This is a genomic window from Pseudomonas sp. LS-2, from assembly GCF_003605735.1.
In the GTDB taxonomy this organism is placed as follows: domain Bacteria; phylum Pseudomonadota; class Gammaproteobacteria; order Pseudomonadales; family Pseudomonadaceae; genus Aquipseudomonas.
The window spans coordinates 34,223-58,934 of sequence record NZ_QXTJ01000015.1; the positions used below are offsets into that span (position 1 = coordinate 34,223).

Genomic DNA, 24,712 nt, shown 5'->3' on the forward strand with positions numbered 1-24,712 from the left:
CTCCGAAGCATGGAAATTGCAAAATTAAGGCTAACCCATGGACGTGCAAGAGACGTACGAAAGCTTATTGAAAGGATATCAACAAATTGTCTTCGATGACTTGACCCCCAAACTGGCTCTTTATCATTCACTATATAAAAAATACGAAGAGAATAATGAGGTATTTCTCGATAAGGCCGGCATCTTTGCCTACATAATACAGTCACTAGAAGTCGACACCCTTTTGCTCATGGCAAAATTACTTGACGGCAAGCGATCCGACAGAAATATTATTAAATTTATTGATTTTAGTGACAGCAATCGCCTGGCGATAAATTGGAAAAACGGGAATATTCCTGCAGAGCTATCAAAAAAGCACAAAGGGCTTATCGCTGAACAACAAGCGACTATAAATCGGATCACTGTACGCCGCGACAAATTCTTAGCGCATTCCGATAAGCAATATTTTCTGAACAGGGCCAAACTGGACGAAGACTATCCTGTGAGCATCGACGACTTAATAGGTGTAGTTCAGTGCTTTCAGAGGATACTAACTGACCACAGCTTTGGATTGATGAGCGGTGGGCGAGCATCATACGAGGGTGTTTTCTACATCGCAGTGGATAATTTGTTGAACAAAATCATGTACCCAGAGCATTTCAAGTGGCCGTGCGCAAACCCTGACGAAACTTTTTGATTTTCTGCCATCTAGGTTGTAAGGCCGCCGCCCCCAGACGGCCACACCCAGCCACCAAAATTGCCCCACCCAAAGTTCAACCGACAATTACTCCGAGCGGTGTTCAAGCGTCGAGATCAAGCATCAAATCGGCGGTGCAATATGCCCTGGGAACCGTTCAAATATCAGCTGCCGGCTATAGATATGCACCTTGGCGTACTCCTCCCTCTGCAGCTAATCCGTCTGGGCGTTAATCACTGCAAAATTCTGAAGCTTGTTAGCGCTCAGCACTGTTGCCCTGGCAGAAAGGTCGAAACCTGAACCAACATTCGGGGGGACAACCGCTCTGCTCGCTTCTGGAGAGGCGGCTTACTCAGTGCCACACCCGACCATCAACGCGCGGCGGGTGCGGTAGGCAGGTCAGCCAGCGGTTGGAGTGCCATTGCTATCGAGGTCGCTCGGTACGGTCGAGGGATCGTTTGCCTGGAGTGGACTCATCCAGTTCCTAGTCTGCTCCAGGTATTCCTGAACGCAGAACTGGAGGCTCTCCATGAAGCCGATCAGCGCTGACTCGTACTGGAGAAAATCCGCAGCGGTATCATCGATTTCACGTCGTGCGCTGCCGAATACATGGCTCGAATCATAGTCCTCGCTTTCCGGGTGGGCACCGTAGTTATCTACCAGCAGGCGAACCTTGTCAGTCAGGACTAGCCACTGAAGAGCGCGCTCGGAGCCCAGGGAAGCAGCAAGGCCCAGGGTAGAGGAAAAGTCTGAATACCTTGAATGTGCAGTGAATAAAGCGCATTTGAGCTTGCCGAAGCTCGGCTTATCCTGCTTTACCTCTTCGATCATCCTGTCGAGACTTTCGAGCCTAAGGTAGTCGAGGTTCACATGGGTGATCGCCATAGTGTGGCCAAACCAGTGGGCCTTGGCGTAGGAGTCAACGACCGAACCCGCCAAGCGGTTCAAGACTTCCATTGCCTGCTTTTCCTTCCGGATTCGTGGGATCACGTTGATCACCACGTAGAAAAAGTACGCTGCGATCAACCCTGTCAGAAGGTCTCCCACGATGTCTTCAAAAGCTTTTGACTGAAAGAATAGTACGACCCTAGGCCACCCGGAAAGCATGTAATCCGTGGCTGGAAATTTCACCTTGATTGCACACAGGCACAGCAATGCCACAAAGGCCCAAGCACAGAACTTCCTCTCCGACATGTCCTTCAAAAAATCCCGCATATCTCTATTCCATAAAAAAGGGCCCCGCAGGGCCCTGACTTGTATTCAAACAGCCTTACTTAGCCAACCAGGATTCTACCTCTTCGGCACCGTGCTCGGCCTTCCACTCTTTGAGCTGCTTGTGATTTCCACCTTTAGTTTCGATGACTTCACCAGTATGCGGGTTTTTATACTGCTTGGCCTGACGTGGCTTGCGATCGCCTTTTTCAGAAACTGCGGCAGGAGCTGCGCGGCGAGACGCGGCTTGAGGATGGCCACGATGTTACTCAGGCTGTAGCCGTACTCGCCCAATAAGTCGCGAAGTTTTTTCTCAAATTCGATCTCGCGCTTCAGACCATCGTCATTTTTCAAGCTTTCCAGTTCAGCCAGTTGAGCAGCGAGCTGTTGTTCAAGGGCGCGAAACTCTGCGAGCCTAGACATATGGATTACTTTTGGGTTATTGGTTAGGCAAGGTTTGAACCTGAGGCAAAGCCTGGTAAGACTGCACAAATAGTACGATGGCCGCAGCTGTCATGTGAAGGGTGTAAGCCACAATGTGAGACTCAATTTCTTTGACTACCGCCCCTTGACCGTGGCCAGCCTCAGCATTGCGAATGCTCGGCACTCCTCCAACCAATAAGTTTGTCAAACCAGAGAAATGGCTCTGGTAATAAGAAGGAAAAAGACCATTATCCATGCATGCTTTTACAAGCTTGTTGGCGGTATCTCCCTTGTTAATAGTCCATCCTCGGACACCAGCGATAACCTTTATGGTGCTCTCAAATGCTTTCAATGCTTCGTTCAAAGCCTCTTTGTAGCGTCGATGCCTGAAATGCTCATGAGCAGCAAGATACTCGTCGTGTGCACCCTCAAAGCCTGGTTCGCTAAGCAATTGGAGCGCAGGTTTTACCACCTCAGAGTGGAGAAGCTGTGAGTCAATACGAATGATTTGCTCGTCCGAATACTCATAACCTACCCCATGCTCCTTGAACCGGTGATTCAGCTCTCCTATATAGTGAGTCAAGGCTCCTTTGGCCTTTGTGGTTACCTGATTTCTTTCGTCTTTCGCATGATTTTGAGCCGTCTTGAGCAGAAGCTCTATGATGTCGAGCACATAGTCTGCGTCGGTAACGCTCCGAATGGCTTCCTTTACTTCTTCGTCGCGATCAATGTGTTCACCATGCGCGACAAGATACTTGGTGCCCCATTCTCTAGACAGAATCCTTGACAGGTAGTCGTAGACACTTTCGCTCTGACGATCACCGAACACGCCGGAGACTATATCCTCAACGATGAAAACGATCTGATTTCTGAGTCCGAGCGGGATGCTGTCGTAGGTGTAAACATCCGGGACGAGGCCCGCCAAGCGCTTCTTTCGCTTCGAATAAGTGTCGTAAACCGGCATGGTGATCTCCAGATACTGGTAGGAGATTGTGCCATGCCTCTGACATCACAGCCACATCTAGACGAGTAAGTCTAGCGCGCAGAAAGCGCTGAAAATTGCTGGGTATTGATAACCATGCTGGCATCAGAAAGGTGCTTGATAGAGAGGGTGCAGCTACCACCGAGGTACGTTCAAATTAACGGCGCGGAAGGGATCGCATGTGCATGCACACGGTCTCCCACTGCCCGAACCGGAATCGGTTGTACTGGCGAACCAGGACAACTTTTCCATGATTGTTCATGGCGTATTCTCCATCTGATCTCAGCGGGCCGCTGACAGCCTTTACACCACGTGCAAAGCGAGCAGATGAATGACAGGCAGGAAGGAGAGTCCTTGGGTGGTAGCTGCAGGCGCAATGCTATCAGCGCTGCCAGAGCCTGGAAAGCCCAGCGAAAGGGTAAAACGATTCACTTCTCGCGCATTCTCAGAAAAGAGTGTCTGGAGTAGTCGTCGATCTGAGGAGCCCGCTGCAAGCGGCCACGCAAGTCGTCCCCTGCCTGACTCAAGCGATAAGCGAGCGCTACCCCATCATCTTGTCGTAATGCTCCTGAAATTCCGTTCTGACAAACACCTGGCGGAAGCGCTCGACGTACACCATCGGGTCGATCTCACCAAAATCGGTGATGTTCACTGCATCAGCATGGGACTCACGGTTGATGTAGCGGTACAACGAGCGGAACTGGGGATCTTCGTCGCTCAGGTCTTCGAGCGCCTTGGCGAGCTTGTCCTGGCGGTGCACGAACGTGAAGTAGTACTCCAGGATATTTCGCATCATGTTCGGGATGACGGTGGCCGAGGTTCGTCCACTCAAGGCGTCCTTGATGGCCTGCCAGAAAGACTGGTAGTCGTTCTGGATCTCCTTGGGCTGCATCGCGACCACTGCGCTGTAATCGGACTTGGTGATTCGGAATAGGGCCAACTGGCCTTCCTGCTGACCACCGCTCCCCCGGCCACGCCCTCCGTCTTCGTTCATGAGCTTGATCATCTCGTGAAAGAAAAACAGGTTATGAGTCAGGATGATCACCTGCTTGAAACGAGTGCTAGGGCTTATCACATGACGCTTGATCAAGGAGGCAATGTCATACACGTAATTATGGGACAAGCTTGAAATGGGGTCATCGATCACAATGATGCGATCGCTGATCAACCTCCCCGCAGTCGCGTCCAACTCTCCATTGCAGACTTCCAAGAAGTACAAAAACGAGATGAGCGTTTTCTCGCCCTCACTCAGCGTTTTGAACACACCCGCGCGTTGCTCGGGCCGCTGTAGCCTGTATTGAGGAACATCTCCTTCCTCCTTGGTCAGCTCAAAGCCTTTGAGACCGAGGATGCGCAACCAGTGGTTGATGCTGTCTACCGACTGGTCGACATTCGTAATGGCTGCCCTGGACTGGGCAATAATTTCGCGCTCAGCCCTAGCCTTGAGCCGCAGCGCCTCAATGGTGTCCCTGGCTTTTTGCTGAGCCTGGGCCAGCTCCTGATCCTCCTGAGCATAATGATCCAACAGTGCACCAGCTGAAGTCCTGAGCACGCCCCAGAACCGCTCTCTGATCTGGGCCAGATAAACCTGTTTGTTCTTAACCTTAAGGTTGAAGGCGTCGATTTTTTCCTGCTCGACCGCAATGCACTCATTTAGGGCTTCAACTAACCCTGCACTGGACTCAAGCTCAACCACGATCGACGGGCTGGCTATCTTCTTCTCGATAGCCTGAACGTTGCGCTGAAGGGCTGCAGATAAGTTGGAGATAGCCAGTTGAAACGAAGGCTGCTGGTAACTCGAATTACCCAGGCGCTGCAGGGTTTGCTCGACAGCTCCGACGTAACGGCGTTGCAGGTTCGTCAGGTCACGTATGCGTTGCTCGTACGTCTTATCGAAGATCTTGGCAATCTCGCCATGAAAACCTTCCGGTAACGGCTGCTGACAGAGAGGGCATAGATCGCCATCGATAGGGGGAAAGGTCAGCGCATGCTGAATCCAGTCGGAATGGCCGAGTGCGTGGATGAGACCTGCCAAGTAAGAGTTGTCTGTGCCCGTGATGATCTCCCTGAAAATAGGGTTGGACTCAAGCTCGGAGCTTGGGAACCCCACAAGCGAAATAGAGGGCAACTGCGCGTCCGTTGCAGCCTGAAGCTCAGTGGCCTCTGCCATCAACTCGGCAGTGGTAACGGTATCCGGCGTTTCAGAGGTGGCCTGGATCCTCTCCAATAGTCGGTCTTTGGTATTCACACCTTGAAAGCAGTAGCTCAAGGGTGAACCATCGAATGGTGTTTTGAGCTTCCACAAGCCGTCTTTCAATGCCTGTTTCTCAGCGTCTCGGGCCGCCTTACTCGCCTTGCCCTTGGCCATCTCCTCCTGTTGCTGAGTTGACAGCAACTTGATGGCGGCCTGCGCGGCATTCAGAGCATTCTCGGCCTCAATGTTGCCGGCGTTGAGCGTAAACACCCCTGGCTGCGCAACGTCTTCGTGGAAATTCATTTCCATGAAGGTTTGGTTGTAGACCAATATTTCGCGCTCGGGGTCAGCAGGCACCATGCTACACCCCTGGTAGCACGCCTTACCTGCCGCCTGCAGGTAGTTGCCAATCGTGCTCTTACCGGTGCCATTTTGCCCGTAAAGCATGCTCACACGCTTTAGAGGGCCGATCAGGGTCGGGGCATTAGTCGAATAGCTTGATACGCCGCGTATGAGGAGATTCTCAATCACAAGGGCAGTCCGTGGCACACAGAGATTCCGAGATTAAGCCCTCTGCCAAAAATTGCAATGTGCCACCACAGAGCTGTTTCTGCCCCCAGAACGGCCAACTCACACCAGTCCGATGCCGCTGGCGTATGCTAGGGAGCGCCAAAGCCCTCCTTGACCAAGGCACCCAGCAATTTAAGGGATCAGGATGATGCAGCCCCCTCTTCGGGAACAGGAAAAAACTCAGCTGTGGCTTAACCAGTTCGATAAGCGGCCTAGCGATCGCGAGCTGGCTGAGGTTTTGCTGGACTCAATCAACTACTGCCCCCTTAACGAATTCAAGGATAGCCTGACCAAGCTCATAAAAAGCGAGCTGCCAATGAGGAGGTCTTCGGCTCTGTTCATTGAGCGTGAGCTGCAGAAGACAAAAGCCAAGCTTCCCCCGCCTTTCTACAAGCAGAAGAAATCCCGCAACCTCAGATCAAAAAAGAAGCACCTACGGGCTTATGGTGCAGCGAAGCAAGCCGTCCAATCACTGACCTACTCGACTCAAGATGTGGGTAGCGAAGGCTTGGTGGCATTCATGGCCAACACGCTGTGTCGCTCGAACCCAGCGCGCTTTCTGCTTCAGCCTACAGCAGAAAAGGTTAGGGAATCAGAGGTTCGGAACTTCGTCATTTTGACCGACTTTATCGGGAGCGGTGATCGAGCTACAAGGATGCTCGATGCGATGTGGAATGTGGCGTCGATCAGAAGCTGGTACTCAGGAAAGTTTGTCACCTTTTGGGTGATGGCCTACAGCGGCACCGACCAAGGCATCAAACATGTGCGTAGTCACAAATTCGCCCCTAACGTGCGGGTCGTGACCGAGTGCCCAACGCTCTTTAACAGCTTTGACGATGACCTGGACGAAATGGTCGAGCTGTGTGAAACGTATGGCGCACATAGCAGCGCCCCCCTGGGCTGGAAAGACACTGCGGCATTGCTGACATTTGAGCACGGGGCGCCGAACAATATGCCGGCGATTTTTGTCTCTGAAAAAACCAGGGGCAAAAAAAAATGGGCGCCTCTCTTCCCCAAGCGCGTTACTGACAACCTCTGGCAGTCAACTCAGGTCAACAGGGTCAGGGTGATAAGTAATGCTCTGGATCGGCTTGACGTGCCCGAGATATCACGATCACCCACCTTCAAACGGGCGAGCGAGCAGAACAAAAACGCGACCATAATCTTGCTTGCTCACTCCCAAAGCAGGCGGAGAATTGCAGAGCTTCGGCAAGTCCTTCCGCTTTCCCTCGATACGATCCTTAGCGCGATTGAACGCGCAGTGACCCGAGGTTGGATAACCAGATCCGGAGCGTTAACGCTCGCGGGCCAGAAACGCATCCGACTTTTGCGCCGGGAAGGACGGAAATTTTTTGTAGCTCCTGATCCCTTTACTTCGTACTATCCGAGCCAGCTGAGAGCTCCGCAGTAGCGGAATCTAGAATCCTGCACGTTGTGCAGGCGTAATGGGAGCAAATTATGCTTACCGTCGGACGATCCCACGCCTACTGGAGATGTGAGCCTTCTTTTACTCGCTTGCGACGTCTTGCGATCAGAAGGCTCACGTCCGCCAGGGCGGAATCTAAAGGTAGATGAGTCGCTGGAGCTCTCAGCCCTATTTAAAAACCGGGCAGCAGGCAGGTGTGCCCCAGCGCATACTGAAAAACGCTGTGAAGACGGCAAAGCAGGTAAAGCACGGGTGCCCACCTATCCTCACCCTGAATCACCTCGCCCAACTGACAGGCGTCCCGTACCCCTTCTTACATCGTACGATCAGCCGCACCTACGAGACCGAGGCGTACAACGTCTTCAAGCTCAGGAAACAGAATGTTGGCCACCAAGTAGATCGTTACAGATGGATATGCGCCCCGTGCGAAGATCTACTGAAGGTGCAACGATGGATAAACACCCACATTCTGTCCAAGATCGAGCCTCATGAGGCCAGCAACGCGTATGACAATCGCCACGGGGTGCTGGAAGCCGCCGAGCTTCACTGCGGGGCGGATTGGCTGATCAAGCTCGACCTGACAAACTTCTTCGAATCGATCCTGGAACCACGCGTTTTTGAGTTGTTCAGGTCATTTGGGTACCAACCCTTGGTGGCATTCGAGCTCGCTAGGCTTTGTCACTACAGAGTTGCAGCCATGCCCCATCGCTAACTACCGATGTTGCAGTGACCGGCTCGATCCCTGGATACAAGGTGCAAAAGACTCCGACGATTGCGACCATGTGCATGGCTGAATTCTTCAAAACTGACACATTCAGCTCCTTCTCGCCTTCTTAAGGTGCCCAAAGCGACTGAGCAATGAGTCCACTCTATCAGGTCGCTAGGAAGAAACCTCTGAAGTCAGTGCAATCTCTCTCAGGGCTGGCCTGCTTTCAGGACAGCATTGAGAAGCCGGTGTCAGTCAGGGATTTGAGGAACACCCGGTGGCGATGCACCCTAATGATCGCAGGCGCTGATGATCGAAAAGATCTTCAGCTGTGCTTCAAAAGCAGCTGACCACCCACGAAAGTAATAAAGCCCGTTATCGGACGACAACTCCATACCCAGCCAGCTCACGCACAAGTGTCTTTCGGCGGAGCAAGCCTGGAATTTTGAAAGCGCATCTATACGCATAAAAAAATCCAACCGGGATGAATACTAAGCCGACGCCGTAGGTGGCTGTAGCGATGACAAGCCCCGCAGGGATGGCCGCCGCCGCAAAGATAATGCCTTTGATAACACTAGACCTAGCGACCACCCGCATATGCTCTAAATCATACTCAACCTTGCCGTTATTCTTCTCAAAAGCTACGAGAACAATCGACTTTTTGGAAAGATGCTTATAGTACCAGGTGCAGCGAGCGTCAGTAACGATCGCCCCGTGCTTCTTAAGATAGTTGAGCATCACCACTTCCTTAAAGTAAGACGTTCTGCCCTCCTCATCCTCGTACCGAACATTTCGATAGAGGGCATCTAGATCACCACTCGCTTGAAGGTCGTAGTTCTTAACTGTAACTGTAATCTTTTTAAGTTCAGACATGCATTATCCTTAAGTGTACTTATTAACCACTGAGGCTTGCGCGTAAACCTCATCGGCAGCGCCATACATCGCCGCCATCAATCAGACATGACGGATAAGAGATCTGGAACATTGCACCGAAGGCAGAATCGTTCGATCCGGCCTTAATGATACCCGGCGTTGCGCGGCTAGATGTTCAGCTCGCTAGTGATCACGTAGTAGTCCTCGCCACTGACGCTCCGCATCAATTTGAAACCCGACTTGGCCTCGACGTATTCAAGTGGCGGTGTGGCGATGGTCATACCATCCTGGTTCATCCCTGATCGATCGCCGTAGACCAAAGCGGCATATCTCCTCCCGGCCCGAGCAGCATCGACCAAGAACGCGTCGACAGGGACATTCCAATCGATGCTCTGCGCTCTGATCACCTCGGATGGCGCGCGCTGTGCAACCGGAATGGCATCGACAGCGAACGCAGATCGCTTGCTCAAGAGACTAGGCATCAGATTTGGATCTCAAAATCGGGATCAAAGCCCGTGTTTTCATTTGGATAGCCTTTGGGGTTCGATATGACTCTGCACCCTGCCAACTCAACTTCCGCAGCCTTGTGCGTATGCCCAAACACCCACACGTCCGCGAGAGGAATGAGGTCTTGCCAGTCGTTTGTGTACGAAGCAGTCAGATGCCCCTCATGCTCGTTTCCGATGACGAGCGGAGAAGGAGAGTGATGACTCACCACCAATGTTTTGCCTTCAAATTTTTTAGCCAGCTCCTGTCTCAGCCAAGCCTTGGCGGCATGATTTCTGGCGATGACGTCATCGGGCCTCAAACGCCGGTAATTTGAGTCGGTACGAATGTATTTGAAATCGCCCATCCACTCGCGCGCCATGTTGCTTGCTGCGATCTGATCTCCAGTAGATGAGAAATCAGTCCAGCCTGTCGTGCCGAGGACTCTCAGATTGCCCAGCACCAAGGTCTCGTTTTCAAGAATATGAACATGGCCGGCGGCGCCGTCTTTCATCTTCAACAGAGTACGATCAATGTGACCATCATAAAATTCGTGGTTCCCAGCGACGTACGCGACAGGGCAACTGAAAGCTTGATTGGCCCATCTGACCCCCCTGCCCTTTTTATCGATATCACCGCCCAGAATCACCAGGTCGACCCCTGAACACTCCGGGGGCTCCCAAGCCTCAAATTCGCGGTGCAGGTCGGAGTAAATCCGCACTCTCACAGCCAGGCCTCCATTGACCTGCAACCCGCCGGAGACGGTGGGTTGCGATACGATTTAGCGATTAATTGATCATCAGCAGTGCGCCAACATTGCCAGAGCTGATGGGCTCGTACACTTCTGCCGGCGATGGTTCGACCGTATGCAGACGCACCTCAGCATCAGTCACCTCATAGCCCTGCCAGGCTCAGAAAGCCTTTCGACCAGTTTTATACACTATATGATGTGTAACTGTACAACGCAACGTGGCTACATCCTCGGTTTTCGAGGGCATTCGCATTGACGCCGATAAGACCAGCGCTCGCAGCAGTCATAAGAGCCGTCCGAGGCAGCTTGGGACTGACTCAAGAAGAAATGGCGCAGGCCACGTCGCGCACCTATCTCACCAAGCTCGAAAGCGCTCAGAGCACCCCTTCGTTGGACAAATTCATTGAGCTCGCTGCCGTCTTGGAGCTGAGCCCTTTGGCGTTGTTGGCCTTAGTACTAGCGACAAGAGACGACGAGCCCCATGACCTTTTGCTCGCACAGGCCACAGAGGAATTGAGGGCACTCAAGGATCGAGTGAGCCGCGCTGATATCGCTGCCCATCTGAAGGGTGATGAGATATTAAAACGGCCAGCCGCGCGCCCTGCGGATCTCGACAAGCTGCGAAAGGTTCAGGAATGCAAGAAGTCAGGGCTAACTCAGGCGGAGACTGCAAGGCAGTTGCGAATCAGCCGATCCACCGTGAGTTTTCTTTGGCAACGAGCGCTTCCCCCGGTTCGCTAGTAACTCGCGCCCGGCTGACCTACCAAGGCACTGCAAAGGAAGCTCAGATTAGGCGCTCACCACGGAGGCGATCACAGCAAGCCAGGGGCTGAGAATTACTGACACCTCAACCCCCATGTCGCCTTACCGGCTCATGACGGAACATGGAAGACCAGGACGGTGATGATCAACTCCCGGTTCGCATCGCCTACCTGGTGGAACACGTAACGGAAACCGCTCTCATGAGGGTAGCTCACGCGCTTTTTGAAATTCTCATGAGCCTGGGCAGTCGCATCTACACCGGCCAAGACGCGGCTTGTTTCCACGCCTCTGTTGAAGACTAGAATGGCCGTCTTGCTGTCTCGCCACGTCGTGTATCGGAGCAGTTGGTCAATTGCCTCACCAAATGCCTTCGGGCCTTTCCAGAATTTGCATTCGGCAATGAAGACGTTGCGCTCACCCTCACGCAGGAGGATGTCGGTCTTCCCACTCATGTTGAAGGTTTCGCCGGTTGCCTTACCCTCAAACTGGGCGTTTAGCTGCATCAGGAAGGCCTGGCGCAGCGCCTCCTCGTCCATGGTTTTGAACGCAGCCGGACTGCGCTCCATGACCAGAGACATGTCCTGCACAATTTTCAGAGCATGCTCGTACTGATCAATCGCCCAAGTCGGCTCTGGCTGGTAGGGTTTGGAAGTAGCAGCTGGCAAGGTCGGTGCGGCTTTACGTCGTGCAGTTGGCACGGCGTAAGTCTTGGGCGCATCCGAGCGTTGGCGAATCGGAATGCCCAAAGCAGCCGTGCGCTGGGACTGAGCCAGGAGTCGCTCTCTTCGCGTGTCCACCGCCTGACGAGCCATGCTGGGCATCGACGAGTTGTGGGCGTCGATCAAGGGCTGCTGCCAGCTCAGATACGTTTCGATACTCGACAGCAGGCGGTCGACCTCTGGACGGATCTCACGAGGCGAATCCGCTGCATATTGAAATTCAAGAATCAGCTCGCTTCCGACCACCTTCGCGCGGGGCGGATTTGTGGTCATTTGATTCGACTGCGCGTAGAAGAAATCAGCAGGCCCATCGAAAGGGACGTGAACTTCTATTCTCTCACCTGCAATCAGAACTGGGCGGCTGGAATCTCGGATATACCGATTACGGTCATACCGAACATCGATTTGGACTTCCTTAGAATCCGCATACCAATCCTGCTTGCGAAGAACGATTGGTTCCACCGAGGCTTTCTCGACCAGATACGCAACCAGATCATCTGGCGCAGTGTTGAGCAGACGGTTGGCATCCAAGCTCTCAACCTCTGCGAGTGTGGTCGATCGACGGTGAGCCAGGCCATCAACTAGGCTAGTGCTGGAAAACAAATAGCCCTCACTCTTGGGTGAAAAACCAAACATTACGCACCTCTCCCTGGGTAAGAGCCTGATCATAATGGCGATTTGCCCACTTTCGCTAGGCACGACGCTGATTAACGAAAGGTGCACCTGCTCAGCGCCTGCATCTCACGCAGACGACCTCCAGTAATCCTAGGGAACCATCCGCTCTGGACTGTTCGAGCCGGCTGTGATTGTGCGGGTCATCACACATCAGACTCGAACAGCAGGTGTAACTACGCTCACTCAGAGCATCGCGCGAGGGCCATTGCAACCATCGCGGCATTGGAAAGGATCACTTGCCGGTCATTTTCGGGTCGTGCCGTCATCGAGACAGCTTTCCCCCACTACGAGCTCCACGAATTGCACTAGATCGGCAATTTCCCCGCCCCCACTACGATCCAGGTAATAGCCGGAAATGCCAACAGCCCGAGGGCCATCTCTATCGCATGGCCGAGAATCACCGATCATCACCACACGCTCAGCTGATGGGCTGTGATCCCATTGCGGGCGTACAGCCAACTGATTGCATACATCGAGATAGATACCCTCATGCGGCTTCATCATCCCGAGCTCATAGCTCAACGCAAATCCGTCGACGTCACCCAGTAAGCGTCTCAGCACTGGCCCATATGGGGAGGCAAGGTTCGAGCAGATGGCCGTCGCTACGCCTGCGGCCTTTAACCTCCGGAACGCCTCAATTGCATCGGGGTACACCGTGATCGATTCCAGCTCCTCCACAAGGTCATGCTCCAGGGATCGAAGCTCATTTGCGTTCAGACTGATGCCGAAGAGCTCTGCAGCACGCTCTATCCCGAGGCTGGAGGTCATCAGACAGTGGAGATCAGCGGCGCGCGGCTTACGGCCTTGCTTCGCGCCAATGCGCAGCAGTTGCCGAAATGGATGACGCTTGCACTTGATCTGAACCGTGGTTCCAAAGGCGTCAAAAATAGCTGCTACGATCGGCACAGGGCTAGCCTCACATGTTGCAGGCGCCTCACCTTGGAGGTGGGGTGCGCGTTGCAGGGTTGTAGTAAGCCGTGTAGTGCCCGCATGGACATAACACAGAGTCGCCATCGAGGAGTGGGTATGCCCGCCAATGGACTCGATCTGGTTCAACTTCGTCGTCGACATACCCCTGCCGGTAACCGCAGAAACTCAGCGTCCTCGCACATTTGAGATTCCCGCAGATCACTGTTTCGGGCCGTTGCTCACGCTTAGAACGCATCCATACCTCTCACATACCGAAACTAAACTGATTAGGGCACGGCTCTATTCAAGATGCTGCGGGACGAAGCGCTCACACCTGAACCGGTGTCACTGAAATCACATCGAAATAGCGATACTTCTTCTTTTTCGCCGCTGTTTTGGCCTCGGCCTCCGCGATCAGCGTACTCAGCGTGTTCGCATCATGGACGAAGACTTCTTCCTCCCCTTCGAACTCCTTAGTAACACGCATAGTGACGCGTAACCTAGAGGACAGGCGCTTAACCCCATGTGTCTTTGTCGCCGGTACTGCCCTGGGTTGGGGTTGATGTTGAATTGGCCCGCCGACAGGCCCAGCGGTGTCACCGAACAGCGCCGCTCTCATCTCTTCCTCGCTAAGGGTCTTACTCATATCTCGATCTCAAACACCACTGATGACGGGTGGACAATCTTCATACCGATCGCCTCCACCGAAATGGGCGAGAGGAGGCCCAGGTCATAAATTGTACACTGCAAGGAACAGCCCCTTCCCAAACAGAGCAAGTGACGCTACGAAATTCCTACCCAGCGTTTAAACAGCCCGTCAGGCCTAACCTTTACCCGCAGATTCAGCCACCACCAAAACACCACATATAGGCAAAATTACCGACAAACATCATAAAAACTACTATATATTGATTTTTTTAAAAATAGACCGATTGGTTTGTAAACAAAGCATAAGCAGCAGCCTTACGGCTGCAAAGAAAGGCGATCCCTCCTAGCCCCCCACCCGATTCGGTGCCAGCAGAGCACTGTCTTACCCTGTAGACCGAGTAAGCGAAATTCGGAACTGTCAGATGGAAAAACACAGCAGGATCCTGCCGGAACGGGGTTGCCGAGACATCACCGCTTTTCTTTTGCCCTCAAAAATAAAAACTCCGTCTCGTTTAAAAATTTTCAAGAGGGGGGGGGTGAACAGAATGTCGCATATCTAAAAGAAACGTCTCATTCATGCACGTTTGTCCGAGCCTGCCCCGAAAATCTTTACGTGAGAAGAAACGTCTCTTGGTAGGAAGCGAAGCTGGCTTAGCAGACGAAGCCCTGCTCCAAACGGGCCAGCTGTTCCTTCACCCTCTGATACCCCGCCTCATCGCACGCGAGCTCCAAAGCAGATTTATTGCCGAACACAGCTCGTGGCTGCGACACCCAAGCGGCTGCCTTGCTTTTCTCTCCAAACACCCTCTCGGCCTCAGCCAATGTGTGCTTCAAATAATCCACAACCCCCTCCTGAGTCTTGGCGACCACGAGATCATCATGGCTAATCTCGACGGAGACCTCACGGTGAGAAACCAAATGGATGCTAGCCCTATTGGTTAGACAGCTATCATGCGCGCAATAGCTGATGGAGCATAGCCGCTTCACTTTCGGATCGAAGCATGGGGCTTTAGGTACGGCCCAGCTCTTGAGCGTGCCGTTGAGCTCAAAACGGAAATCGTAGTGGAGCCTGGTGGCGTCGTGTTTTACACGCAAAACTGCAGGGCCTGGGGTTCGGAGTGTCTGCTTCGCTTCGTGGCTCTGGATAAACCTGAAGACTCAGGCGAGGCACCGAAGTCGCGCATCTCGTTGTACTTTTCAAGGCCTGGAACTGTGTCCGGTTCGCCTGCCATTGGCTCGATTTGCCGATGCGCTCCTGCACCAACGCTTCGGGCGAAAAACCACGCTGTTTTGCCTCTGCGCCCAGAATCTGCGAAACCATAGTGTCTCGAAGCGCGAACAAAGCTCACCGGCTTCTAGAGCATTCGCCTCATTCAGCGCTTGTAGCTGTCCTGCCGCTTCCGGATGGTCGACGCTGAAGATCAGGAAAGCTAACCATGGAGCGATCCTCAGGGTAGCGAGGGACAGCCCGCTAATTGCCTCGGTGTAGGTAAGATCACATGATCAAGGCTGGAACTGGATTACCATTCGATGCGTCCGCCATCGCTGTGGTTCATCGGGAAAGGGGCCGCATCCGAGCACCTTCCACCGCTTCATGCATTGCTTGCCTGGGCTACTAACCAATCATGCACTGCTCTCCGAGAAGGTGTATTCAAGGCGCCCTCTCGGTAAGCCAGCACATATTTTTTCCGCGCTGCAATGGGATGCCCGAACGGTACGATCAACGACCCCTGCTCCAGCTCATCGGTGATCAGCGCTTTCCGTGCGATCGCCACGCCCATCCCCATCCTTGCAGCTTCGATTGTCAGATGGTTTCGGTTGAAGGTGTGGCCTCGTCGGACGTCAATTCCAGACACTCCTATCGCTGCCAAATAAAATTCCCACTCTGCATATTCATAGCTTCCCCGCCATGCCGTTATGTCGTGCAACAACGGGTAGTGCACCAGTTGAGAGGGCGAATCCAAGGGCGGTTTTCCTTTCAACAGCGCGGGGGAGCAAACTGGAAACAACTCCTCCTCCAGCAATGGCGTTGTGAGCAGTCCAGGGTAACTGCCGTCGTTCAGGTCGATAGCCAAATCAAAATCATCGTCGCGCAGAGATCCACTGCTATCCTCGGCCACGACTCGCAGCTCCATGTCTGGGTAGTCAGCTTGCAGCTCTGGCAAGCGAGGCATTAGCCATTTGCTGAGGAATGAGGGGATGCACCTGAGCTTCAACACGCCACCAATCCGCCCCGAATGCAGGATCCTCAGCTCTTCACTGATCCGACTGTGTACCTCATTGGCAACAGATGCCAGACGCTGACCTTCAGCCGTCAACTCCAAGCCTCTCCCGACTCTGTGAAACAGCGCAAAGCCAAGACGCTCTTCCAAGTGCCGAATCTGCTGGCTGATTGCCCCAGGCGTCACATGCAGTTCATCCGCACACCTCGTGAACGACAAATGTCGCGCCGCGCAAGCAAACACCTGAAGTGAGGCATGCATTTGAGCGTTCACGATTCGGCTCATTGAGGAGACCTGCTAATACATTGGGTAGGAAGGATCGTTTGTCCCCATCGCCCTGACAGCCAAAGATAACGACCAAGCAAAGGGGAAAACTGATATCCCCTCGATGAAATTCTTGGAGGTGATTTGCAATGGCGATCAGCGTGTTCGACATGTTCAAAATTGGTATCGGCCCTTCCAGCTCTCACACGGTTGGCCCGATGCGCGCAGGTGCGTTGTTCATCGACGAATTGCGTGCTTCGCAGATCTTGGACAGGACTGAACGGGTTGAGGTGCGCCTTTATGGCTCGCTCTCGGCAACCGGCATTGGCCATGCGAGTGATCGTGCGACCGTGATGGGTCTGATGGGCGAATGGCCTGATCAGGTTGACCCCTCCCAAATCGGCGTGCGCATAGATGCTCTTCGTAGCACCTCGATACTCAGCTTGGGGGATGAGCATCCCGTCGAGTTCATATGGGAGCGAGACATGCTTATGCTCGATGAAAGCCTTCCCTACCACCCCAACGGCATGAGCCTGTGCGCTTATGGCCCGAACGGGAAGCTTTTTGAGCAGACCTATTACTCCGTAGGTGGCGGGTTCGTAGTCGACGCCAACCAAGCGGCGAGCGGCGTGCTCGACTCCGATCAAACCGTGTTGCCGTATGACTTCTCCAGCGGTGCACAACTGCTCAGGCTTTGTAAGGAGCATGGGCTGAGCGTCTCGCAACTGATGATGGAAAATGAGAAAGCCTGGCGTACTGAAGCTCAGATCAAAGCTGAGATTCTTAAGATCTGGGCCGCTATGGAGGAGTGCGTTGAAAAGGGGTTGGAGGAACAAGGCGTTTTGCCTGGAGGGCTGCAAGTCCGCCGACGGGCTCGCCGGCTCCATCAAAGCTTGTTGGCCCTTGAGAAGCCCAACGTCATCGTTTCTACCATGAGCGCGATGGAGTGGGTAAACCTGTTTGCAATGGCGGTGAATGAAGAGAATGCCGCTGGCGGGAGGATGGTGACGGCGCCTACAAACGGGGCAGCAGGAATTGTCCCGGCGGTGCTGCATTACTACATGAAATTCAACCCTGAGGCGTGCGACGACGACGTCATTCGCTACTTCTTGAGCTGCGCCGCTGTCGGGATCTTGTGCAAGAAAAACGCGTCTATTTCGGGTGCAGAGGTCGGCTGCCAAGGCGAAGTCGGCTCGGCCTGTGCAATGGCCGCAGCAGGCCTTTCCGAGATATTGGGGGCAACCCCTGAGCAGGTTGAAAATGCTGCAGAGATTGGCCTTGAGCACAATCTGGGGCTGACATGTGATCCGGTGGGAGGCCTTGTCCAGGTACCGTGCATCGAGCGCAATGCCATCGCGGTAGTCAAAGCGATCAACGCGGCGCAGATGGCGCTTCGCGGAGACGGTGAGCATTTTATCTCCCTCGATCATGTGATTCGGACAATGCGAGACACTGGTGCTGACATGCACGATAAGTACAAGGAGACATCGCGGGGCGGGTTAGCAGTCAATCTGATCGAGTGCTGATCCACGCTGATTGAAGGTGGCTCCTCGAAACTGTCGATGGAGCCACCTGGAGCAAATCGCATTTGACGATGACTAAGCGATCAACGATTACTCCTCCATCCCCTTCAAAACAGACAAGGCATGTGCCATAACAGCTGTCTGCCTATCCCGCAGTGGAAAACCGAAGGCGAGCGTTATCGAACTAATTTGCCAACCATCGAGCTCTAGGTCAGTCGGGATACAACGCTGTCGCGACTCACATCAGAACTCAACGAATCTGAATATTGCGAATCTTGGGAATTCCCAGGATCATCAGAGCCGAGACCATCCAGAAAATACTGCTCAAGCCGACCAACCCGCTAAACGAACCGGCGACTATTGGCACAAGAAAATTTGATGCATTCAGTGCCGTAAGCCTGATACCAAATGCCTCGCCCTGACGATGCAGTGGAGTTACTTGAACTAACATCGTCAATATCATAGGTTGGACACATCCTAATGCTGCGCCCAGCACAGTAGAGCACGTGAACATCATCAACGGGTTGTGCGCAAATGGGTAAATCGAAAACACTATGACTGCCACTACACATGAGCAAGCAATGATTTGTTTTTCTGAAAAGCGCTTACTCAAAATTGGCAAGACCAACCTGATCGCTGCTGCAGCAAAAGCAAAACCACCTAATATTACGCCTATGATTGAAGCACTGTAGCCGGCCTTAAAGCCTATAACAGGCACGATAAACGAGTGCACATCCCAAACCGTAGATTGGAGCCAGTTAATAAATAGAATACCCCTGAAATTTGCAGATTTCAAAAGATCCCAAGCAGGCGCCTTAATCGCAACTGGGACACTTGCACTGCGCATCGCGATTACCTTACGGGTGAACAACCACGACGAGCAGGATAAAAGTGCCAAAAATGCAAAACAATACTGAAAGGCCACATAATCGCCTTTGGCTGGTGTCAGTAAATCTATGATGAGCCCGGCAGCCAATGGGCCCAAAGAACTTGATAAAGCGGGCGATATCGCGAGCCAGCCAAAGTAATTTCGACGAGCTTCATCGCTTAGATCAGCCCGCCCGACGTGACGCTGCATGACAATCAAAGTGACGCAGTTTGCAGCCCCCAGCGCAACGGCAATCATTGAAATTATCACTATTTCCGGATGCAATGCCCCCAAGAAAAGCATTCCACCGGATCCCACTGCAGCATAAGCCATTGGGGCGTGCAGCCCCTTTTTGTCGGCAAAGCGTCCAATTGGAATGGCGAGAAATATCTGGCTTGCGGCGAATAGTGCCACAAGCGCCCCTACCGCTCCGTCACTTACACCTATGGAAAGCGCGTACAGAGGCGCTGCTAGCTTCAACCCTTGGAATGCCGCTAGCATGAGGGTTTGAGCACAGAGTATCAAAAGCAATTGGGAGCGTGACATGTTATGCACTCACTACGGTAGTGTAACGCACATTAACTTTTCTCTCGAAAACAAAAAATCCCTGAGCCGCGTGGGGCTCAAGGAAAAGTACAAAGGATTAAATCATCTTGCCCCTGTATCTAAGGGTGTGAACGAGAGCAAGAGGCGACAATGATGTGAGCATTATGTGACCGCGCCGCATCACAGGTCTTAATTTTGGCATTATCCACCGACGGAATAAAATAAAAATATACACGCACCCTATAAGCTAATCTGATGGATCCACCGCCGAGCGGGGGAAATCTCAGTGGTGATTCCATGTGATAAATAACTGCCATGGACATCAGCCACTCCCCGCTCAGACTATAGCCACGCACTACGTCAGGTATCAGCTTACGCTGCAGCTACACGAGCCAGTAGCCCTTCCATGGACTCGGACTCAAGCTTCAGTCCTTCAACCAGGTCGTTTTCGTTAGACAAGCCATCTGGCAGCAGTAGGGCCGACATTGCAACAATGCTCTGGGTGACCGGCATCGGTACATTGGCTATGCGCCCCAACGCCAAAGTGAACTCCAAACCGTATGGCACATCTTCAGAAATGTATCGGGTGTCTACTTCAATAGGCCCGGGCGGCCCACCCCTCTTCTGGTGTAGTTCCTCCGCAATTTCTTTCAAACCTTCGGACTGGATACCGAATGACTGTTTCAGTTTCTGCCCCAAAGTCTTAAGCTGCCATCCAAAAGCAGAGGCCAAATTCAATCGTTCAGCGTCAAGCTGCGCAATGAGTTTGCACACATAAGATGTCATATAATGATATTGAGGCCAGCTTTCTTTTCGTTCGATACGCGTCCAATTAAGGATAGCAAGCGGAGCGTGGAAAACGGCATTGGTATTATTCAATGTCGACATCAGTGGGTTTTCATCCACCACGAAATCACTACCGAATAAATCACTGCATACACGCTGCGCATCTTCAACTTTTGAAGCTGGCAAGCAGGAGACGCCCAGCGATGGGCGACGCACCATGATATTGACCTTGTCTTCCGAAACCCTTCGCGCGGTAAGTGCAGTTGTGCCAAAACTGGCGACGACAAGATCTACCCCCAGGTTCCTCGCGCGCTCCCGAAGATAAAGCGCCGACAACGAGCCCATTGAACTTACGATAACCGTCTGGCCGCTTCTCAAGCTTGGGAGCGCAGCATCAATTGCCTGTCGGTGCGCATTCACAGGCAAGCAGATAATTACCACGTCAGCCGCTGAAACCGTGTCCTCAGCGTTATTGACTCTATCAACGTCCACACTTCCCTCTAACACCCCCGTTGCATGCAACTTGAGGCGTCCCAACGAAGGCTGATCCGAGGAGCGCCCATTCCAAATCGTGACGCCGTTACCACGATTTGCAGTCCATGCCGCGTAAGCAAGGCCAATGCCACCAGCTCCGATAATTCCTACTTTGTATGACTGCATTTTCAAATCCCAGGTGAAGCAGTGCCGTCCCGGGTCTCAAAATAAACACCGAGAAACAGCACTGCATTTCGTTACTTGATGATGGTAATACCTGAACCGCTAGCTCAGACTCAGCACCATTCGCCTTCGGGCTCCATGTAAAAGTGACCCTCCCCGGCTTGGTGATACACCCGTGCCGGAGGAATGAAATCATGCGCTTTATACGGAGTTCTCAAAGTACCGGCAGACACTCGCTGCACCTGCTTTCGTGCAGGGTCAGGAATAGGTACTGCGTCAATCAAACGGCGTGTATAGGGATGTTTAGGATCGTTAAAGATTGCGGCACGAGGCCCAATCTCGACTATTTCCCCCATGTACATCACCGCCACTCGGTGGCTCACACGCTCAACTACCGCCATATCATGGCTAATGAATATGAAGCCCAAGCCCAGCTCTTGTTGCAATTCGAGCAACAGATTCACAATTTGGACTTTTACCGATACATCTAAGGCCGAAACCGCCTCGTCAGCGACAATCGTGCCTGGTCTCAACGCCAGAGCCCGAGCAATGCACACACGTTGACGCTGCCCGCCAGAAAACTCGTGCGGCAAGCGCCAAGCAGCATCGGCGGGCAGCCCCACTTTTACGAGCAACTCAATGGCGACCTCTTCACATCGCTTGGCATCGTAAAGCCCATGCACTCTGAGCGGCTCAATGATCGATTGAGCTACAGTCTGTCGTGGATTCAGGCTCGAATAAGGATCCTGGAAGACCATCTGGATCTTCCTGGCACGCTCCATTGGCGTGATAGACCCGAGCTCGACACCCTCCAACTTGACTGACCCATGGGTTGGATCAAGGAGCCCCGTGATGAGTCGTCCAGTCGTCGATTTGCCGCACCCGGACTCCCCAACAATTGCAAGCGTTTCACCTTGGCTAAGATTGAAACTCACGTTTTCGACCGCATGCACTCGGCCAGTGACGCGCTTGAAAAAACCAGACCGCACATCAAACCGAGTTGTCAGGCCAGACACCTCCAGGAGGTAGGGTTTGGTATGACGCACACTGTCTTTCATCTCGGGCGCAGGGACATTGCTTCCAGCGGCCATGTCATAGATCGGAAACGGCTTAGGCGACGGTTCAGCTGCCATTGATCCGAGTTCGGGCACTGCAGACAAAAGCGCTTTTGTATACGGCTTCTGAGGCGCCGAAAAAATCTCCGATGTGGAAGCCGTTTCTACCAGATCGCCGCGATACATGACCAATGTACGATCTGCTATCTGGGCAACCACGCCCATATCATGAGTGATGAACACAACCGCCATGTGCTCTTGCGCCTGCAATTCCTTGATCAACTCCAGGATTTGCGCCTGGATGGTCACATCAAGGGCTGTGGTCGGCTCGTCGGCGATCAACACTGCGGGATTGCAGGCCAACGTCATCGCGATCATGACGCGCTGACGCATTCCTCCCGAGAACTGATGCGGGTAGTCGTCATACCGCTCTTGGGCAGCGGGGATGCGAACCCGCTCCATCAGCTTCAGCGCTTCTTCCTTTGCCTGGGTCGCATCGAGCCCTCGGTGTAACCGCAATGGCTCAGCAATCTGTTCACCGATGGTCATGACCGGATTCAGCGAAGTCATTGGTTCCTGGAAGATCATCGCAATCCGATTTCCACGGATATCGGCCATCTCCGGCTCAGGCAGGCATAGCAATTCCTGGCCCTGCAACCGGATGCTTCCAGTCACCTGTGACGTATTAGCTGGCAGCAGTCCCAGGATAGACATCGCAGAAACACTTTTACCCGAGCCTGATTCGCCCACGATCGCCAGCGTCTCGCCTCGCGCGACACGAAAGCTGAGGTCTTTGACGACTGGAGACCAGCCACCGCCTCGCCGGAATGCGACGTTCAGTCCTGTAACTTCCAGAACAGTTTCTTGGTTCAACGGAAGCGATCCGTTCATAGATGAGGCCTCACTCATGCTTGCTCCGGGCTTATCACGGTTTGCCTGAACTGCACTAAGAGTATTCATGAGCGCTCCGAACGAGTCTTAGGATCGTTTGCATCACGCAATGCGTCACCCAGCAGGCTCAACGCAAGCACGGTCAGCAGAATTGCGAGGCTTGGGAATACCGTGAGCCACCACGCGTCCAAGATGTTCTCAAAACCTTCCCTGATCATGCTCCCCCAGGTCGGGGCGGGCGGTGGGACACCCAAGCCGATGAAGCTCAGCGAAGCTTCTGTGCGAATGGCCGTCGCCATCCACAGAGCACCGAGTACGAGAACTTCCGAGATCATGTTGGGCAAGATATGCACAGTCATCAGTCGACCAGGGCCATACCCCAACGAACGGCCAGCCTCGACGAAATCGCGTTGTTTGAGTGCTATGGTCGGAGCCCGGGCGATACGAACAAAAGGTGCGATCTCGGNGGCAACCATGAGCCCAAGCAGCAGTGTCGGAAACGACAGCAGCACATCAACAAAGCCAGTGATCAGACGGTCAGTTATGCCCCCGACATACCCGGCGATCACACCGAGCGCAGAGCCAACAACCATCGCAATCATCACGGCGACAAAACCAACGAGCAGCGACACACGAGTTCCGTAAATCAGGCGAGACAACACATCCCGACCGTAGGTGTCTGTGCCCAGCCAAAACTCAGCAGACGGCGGTTCCAACCGATAAGCGATGTTTTGCTGCAGTGGGTCATATGGCGCAATGAGTGGTGCGAACAATGCGACCGAGACGATCATCACCAGAAGGCCAATCCCAATCCAGGAAAGACGATTCTGAAACAAGGCTTGCCAAAGTGTCGTGGGCTTGGCTACGAGTGGTGCAGTGAGAGTAGTCATTTGATTTTCACCCGAGGATCAACCAACCCATAAACGATGTCGGTGATGATGTTTACGACGATCACACACAGTGCGAAGACGACCATCAGCCCTTGGAGCAGGGTGTAATCTCGGGTGTTGAGCGCACCCAAAATCAATTTCCCCAGACCAGGGCGGTTAAACACGATTTCGGTTAGGACGGAGTTGCCGATGAGCGTCCCAAAATACAGGCCTACTACGGTGACAATCGGAATCAGTGCATTACGCAGCCCATGCCTCAACACCAATCGCATAGGACGAACACCTTTGGCTTTGGCCGTGCGGATGTAGTCCTCACCAAGCACGCTGATCATCGAGGAGCGCGTAACGCGCATCACATAGGCCGTCATGATCAGACCCAGGTTCAATGCGGGCAGTGTGAGAGCATGGAGTTGGGAGAGGAAACCTCCGTCGACCAAGCTTCCGATCACGGGGAACCACCGGAAATGGATGGCGAAAACCAGGAGCATCAACATGGCAGACACGAACGCGGGGAACGACAACCCAGTCAGCGACAGAATGCGGCCCACGTAGTCTGGCCAGGCGTTGCGACGAAGCGCCGCCCAGACACCAAGGGGCAGACCGAACACGAGGCCGATCAACACGGATGCAAACGTCAATTGCAGCGTCCACGGTAGAACCAGGGATACCTCCTGCAGCACAGTTCTGCCGCTGGTCATTGAGGCCCCGAAATTCCCTGAGAGCATGTCGCCGAGGAAGTGGATATATTGCATCGCGATTGGTTGATTTAGGCCCAGTTGCTCACGCATGGCTGCCAAAGACTCTGCACTCGCCTGGTCACCGAGAATGACAGCAGCCGGGTCACCGGGTACCAGACGAACGAGTACAAAGACAGCGGTCAACATTGCCAGCAAGGTCGGAATCGCGAGCATCAGTCGCTTAATCGCAAACTGAATCATGACTGCTCTCCAAAGATGATCAGTTCAGACGTTGACACCATGTCGATTGTGCTCAGTCGC

21 protein-coding genes and 3 pseudogenes are annotated in these 24,712 nt (G+C 53.3%); 5 read left to right on the forward strand and 19 right to left on the reverse strand.

Translation table 11 applies throughout. The annotated features are described in order from the left end of the window. Positions 1–37: 37 nt before the first annotated feature. Positions 38–676, forward strand: a complete 639-nt coding sequence (locus D3M70_RS08315; RefSeq protein WP_120125323.1) for a hypothetical protein — start codon at positions 38–40, stop codon at positions 674–676. A gap of 399 nt (positions 677–1,075) precedes the next feature. Here the strand turns inward: D3M70_RS08315 and D3M70_RS32900 are convergent, their stop codons facing one another. The 4 genes and pseudogenes from D3M70_RS32900 to D3M70_RS08335 all read right to left on the reverse strand — a co-directional run bounded on the left by D3M70_RS32900 (position 1,076) and on the right by D3M70_RS08335 (position 6,018). Further along, positions 1,076–1,891 carry a hypothetical protein gene (locus tag D3M70_RS32900; RefSeq protein WP_256659763.1) on the reverse strand — a complete coding sequence of 272 codons (816 nt, stop codon included), beginning with the start codon at positions 1,889–1,891 and terminating at the stop codon, positions 1,076–1,078. Positions 1,892–1,946: 55 nt separating this feature from the next. After that, positions 1,947–2,311: pseudogene (locus D3M70_RS08325) on the reverse strand (histone-like nucleoid-structuring protein, MvaT/MvaU family). A 16-nt stretch (positions 2,312–2,327) separates the two neighbouring features. Further along, complete coding sequence (locus D3M70_RS08330) at positions 2,328–3,275, reverse strand: STM4504/CBY_0614 family protein (protein WP_120125324.1); 948 nt, start codon at positions 3,273–3,275, stop codon at positions 2,328–2,330. A 559-nt stretch (positions 3,276–3,834) separates the two neighbouring features. Beyond that, entirely contained in the window at positions 3,835–6,018 is a 2,184-nt protein-coding gene (locus D3M70_RS08335) for an AAA family ATPase (RefSeq protein WP_120125325.1), read from the reverse strand. A 184-nt stretch (positions 6,019–6,202) separates the two neighbouring features. Between D3M70_RS08335 and D3M70_RS08340 the strand changes: the two genes are divergently transcribed. After that, positions 6,203–7,468 carry a hypothetical protein gene (locus D3M70_RS08340; protein WP_256659764.1) on the forward strand — a complete coding sequence of 422 codons (1,266 nt, stop codon included), beginning with the start codon at positions 6,203–6,205 and terminating at the stop codon, positions 7,466–7,468. Between the two features lie 160 nt (positions 7,469–7,628). Next, on the forward strand, positions 7,629–8,195 hold the full coding sequence (locus D3M70_RS08345; protein ID WP_256659765.1) for a hypothetical protein: 567 nt from the start codon (positions 7,629–7,631) through the stop codon (positions 8,193–8,195). 369 nt (positions 8,196–8,564) lie between these two features. Here D3M70_RS08345 and D3M70_RS08350 read toward each other — a convergent pair whose 3' ends face one another. The 3 genes from D3M70_RS08350 to D3M70_RS08360 form a co-directional block, all read right to left on the reverse strand. After that, on the reverse strand, positions 8,565–9,062 hold the full coding sequence (locus D3M70_RS08350; protein WP_120125327.1) for a hypothetical protein: 498 nt from the start codon (positions 9,060–9,062) through the stop codon (positions 8,565–8,567). A gap of 167 nt (positions 9,063–9,229) precedes the next feature. After that, on the reverse strand, positions 9,230–9,544 hold the full coding sequence (locus D3M70_RS08355) for a hypothetical protein (protein ID WP_120125328.1): 315 nt from the start codon (positions 9,542–9,544) through the stop codon (positions 9,230–9,232). Next, positions 9,544–10,275, reverse strand: a complete 732-nt coding sequence (locus D3M70_RS08360; protein ID WP_120125329.1) for a metallophosphoesterase — start codon at positions 10,273–10,275, stop codon at positions 9,544–9,546. Before D3M70_RS08360 ends, D3M70_RS08355 begins: the two co-directional genes overlap by 1 nt. A 276-nt stretch (positions 10,276–10,551) precedes the next feature. Between D3M70_RS08360 and D3M70_RS08365 the strand changes: the two genes are divergently transcribed. Beyond that, positions 10,552–11,040, forward strand: a complete 489-nt coding sequence (locus D3M70_RS08365; protein ID WP_256659766.1) for a helix-turn-helix domain-containing protein — start codon at positions 10,552–10,554, stop codon at positions 11,038–11,040. 131 nt (positions 11,041–11,171) lie between these two features. Here the strand turns inward: D3M70_RS08365 and D3M70_RS08370 are convergent, their stop codons facing one another. The 6 genes and pseudogenes from D3M70_RS08370 to D3M70_RS08395 all read right to left on the reverse strand — a co-directional run bounded on the left by D3M70_RS08370 (position 11,172) and on the right by D3M70_RS08395 (position 16,519). Further along, positions 11,172–12,416: a hypothetical protein gene (locus tag D3M70_RS08370; protein WP_133306447.1), complete on the reverse strand. Its 1,245-nt coding sequence runs from the start codon at positions 12,414–12,416 to the stop codon at positions 11,172–11,174. 282 nt (positions 12,417–12,698) lie between these two features. Further along, positions 12,699–13,361, reverse strand: coding sequence for an HAD family hydrolase (locus tag D3M70_RS08375; protein WP_120125724.1), 663 nt, complete (start codon positions 13,359–13,361; stop codon positions 12,699–12,701). Positions 13,362–13,692: 331 nt separating this feature from the next. Further along, positions 13,693–14,010 (reverse strand): hypothetical protein, encoded by a 318-nt coding sequence (locus D3M70_RS08380; RefSeq protein ID WP_120125331.1) that lies wholly within the window; start codon positions 14,008–14,010, stop codon positions 13,693–13,695. 653 nt (positions 14,011–14,663) lie between these two features. Next, the gene (locus tag D3M70_RS33940) at positions 14,664–14,999 is read right to left on the reverse strand and encodes an MbcA/ParS/Xre antitoxin family protein (RefSeq protein ID WP_305955078.1); all 336 of its coding nucleotides are present in this window, start codon (positions 14,997–14,999) and stop codon (positions 14,664–14,666) included. Beyond that, a pseudogene (locus D3M70_RS08390) lies at positions 14,988–15,244 on the reverse strand (DNA polymerase ligase N-terminal domain-containing protein); the annotation flags it as partial. The pseudogene D3M70_RS08390 and the gene D3M70_RS33940, both read right to left, overlap by 12 nt. Before the next feature lie 360 nt (positions 15,245–15,604). Next, complete coding sequence (locus tag D3M70_RS08395) at positions 15,605–16,519, reverse strand: LysR substrate-binding domain-containing protein (protein WP_120125332.1); 915 nt, start codon at positions 16,517–16,519, stop codon at positions 15,605–15,607. Positions 16,520–16,647: 128 nt separating this feature from the next. Between D3M70_RS08395 and D3M70_RS08400 the strand changes: the two genes are divergently transcribed. Beyond that, positions 16,648–18,024, forward strand: coding sequence for an L-serine ammonia-lyase (locus D3M70_RS08400; RefSeq protein WP_120125333.1), 1,377 nt, complete (start codon positions 16,648–16,650; stop codon positions 18,022–18,024). Between the two features lie 247 nt (positions 18,025–18,271). Here the strand turns inward: D3M70_RS08400 and D3M70_RS08405 are convergent, their stop codons facing one another. The 6 genes and pseudogenes from D3M70_RS08405 to D3M70_RS08425 all read right to left on the reverse strand — a co-directional run bounded on the left by D3M70_RS08405 (position 18,272) and on the right by D3M70_RS08425 (position 24,652). After that, positions 18,272–19,435, reverse strand: coding sequence for an MFS transporter (locus D3M70_RS08405; RefSeq protein WP_062391087.1), 1,164 nt, complete (start codon positions 19,433–19,435; stop codon positions 18,272–18,274). A gap of 372 nt (positions 19,436–19,807) precedes the next feature. Further along, positions 19,808–20,881, reverse strand: coding sequence for an NAD/NADP octopine/nopaline dehydrogenase family protein (locus D3M70_RS08410; RefSeq protein ID WP_165869759.1), 1,074 nt, complete (start codon positions 20,879–20,881; stop codon positions 19,808–19,810). A gap of 110 nt (positions 20,882–20,991) precedes the next feature. Beyond that, the gene (locus tag D3M70_RS08415; protein WP_256659767.1) at positions 20,992–22,842 is read right to left on the reverse strand and encodes an ABC transporter ATP-binding protein; all 1,851 of its coding nucleotides are present in this window, start codon (positions 22,840–22,842) and stop codon (positions 20,992–20,994) included. Positions 22,843–22,889: 47 nt separating this feature from the next. Further along, the coding region (locus tag D3M70_RS32905; protein WP_375232937.1) for an ABC transporter permease at positions 22,890–23,290 on the reverse strand (401 nt) is incomplete at its 5' end. A gap of 1 nt (position 23,291) precedes the next feature. Next, a pseudogene (locus D3M70_RS32910) lies at positions 23,292–23,714 on the reverse strand (ABC transporter permease); the annotation flags it as partial. Further along, positions 23,711–24,652 carry an ABC transporter permease gene (locus tag D3M70_RS08425; protein ID WP_062391090.1) on the reverse strand — a complete coding sequence of 314 codons (942 nt, stop codon included), beginning with the start codon at positions 24,650–24,652 and terminating at the stop codon, positions 23,711–23,713. The pseudogene D3M70_RS32910 and the gene D3M70_RS08425, both read right to left, overlap by 4 nt. Positions 24,653–24,712: the final 60 nt, after the last annotated feature.

Bases quoted from the DNA above. Each gene is read 5' to 3' on its own strand.
- D3M70_RS08415 (WP_256659767.1), bottom strand. From the start codon at position 22,842: ATGAGTGAGGCCTCATCTATGAACGGATCGCTTCCGTTGAACCAAGAA.
- D3M70_RS08350 (WP_120125327.1), bottom strand. From the start codon at position 9,062: ATGTCTGAACTTAAAAAGATTACAGTTACAGTTAAGAACTACGACCTT.
- D3M70_RS08380 (WP_120125331.1), bottom strand. From the start codon at position 14,010: ATGAGTAAGACCCTTAGCGAGGAAGAGATGAGAGCGGCGCTGTTCGGT.
- D3M70_RS32900 (WP_256659763.1), bottom strand. From the start codon at position 1,891: ATGCGGGATTTTTTGAAGGACATGTCGGAGAGGAAGTTCTGTGCTTGG.
- D3M70_RS08330 (WP_120125324.1), bottom strand. From the start codon at position 3,275: ATGCCGGTTTACGACACTTATTCGAAGCGAAAGAAGCGCTTGGCGGGC.
- D3M70_RS08395 (WP_120125332.1), bottom strand. From the start codon at position 16,519: ATGAGCCGAATCGTGAACGCTCAAATGCATGCCTCACTTCAGGTGTTT.
- D3M70_RS08425 (WP_062391090.1), bottom strand. From the start codon at position 24,652: ATGATTCAGTTTGCGATTAAGCGACTGATGCTCGCGATTCCGACCTTG.
- D3M70_RS08370 (WP_133306447.1), bottom strand. From the start codon at position 12,416: ATGTTTGGTTTTTCACCCAAGAGTGAGGGCTATTTGTTTTCCAGCACT.
- D3M70_RS08355 (WP_120125328.1), bottom strand. From the start codon at position 9,544: ATGCCTAGTCTCTTGAGCAAGCGATCTGCGTTCGCTGTCGATGCCATT.
- D3M70_RS08315 (WP_120125323.1), top strand. From the start codon at position 38: ATGGACGTGCAAGAGACGTACGAAAGCTTATTGAAAGGATATCAACAA.
- D3M70_RS08410 (WP_165869759.1), bottom strand. From the start codon at position 20,881: ATGCAGTCATACAAAGTAGGAATTATCGGAGCTGGTGGCATTGGCCTT.
- D3M70_RS08400 (WP_120125333.1), top strand. From the start codon at position 16,648: ATGGCGATCAGCGTGTTCGACATGTTCAAAATTGGTATCGGCCCTTCC.
- D3M70_RS08340 (WP_256659764.1), top strand. From the start codon at position 6,203: ATGATGCAGCCCCCTCTTCGGGAACAGGAAAAAACTCAGCTGTGGCTT.
- D3M70_RS08345 (WP_256659765.1), top strand. From the start codon at position 7,629: ATGAGTCGCTGGAGCTCTCAGCCCTATTTAAAAACCGGGCAGCAGGCA.
- D3M70_RS08405 (WP_062391087.1), bottom strand. From the start codon at position 19,435: ATGTCACGCTCCCAATTGCTTTTGATACTCTGTGCTCAAACCCTCATG.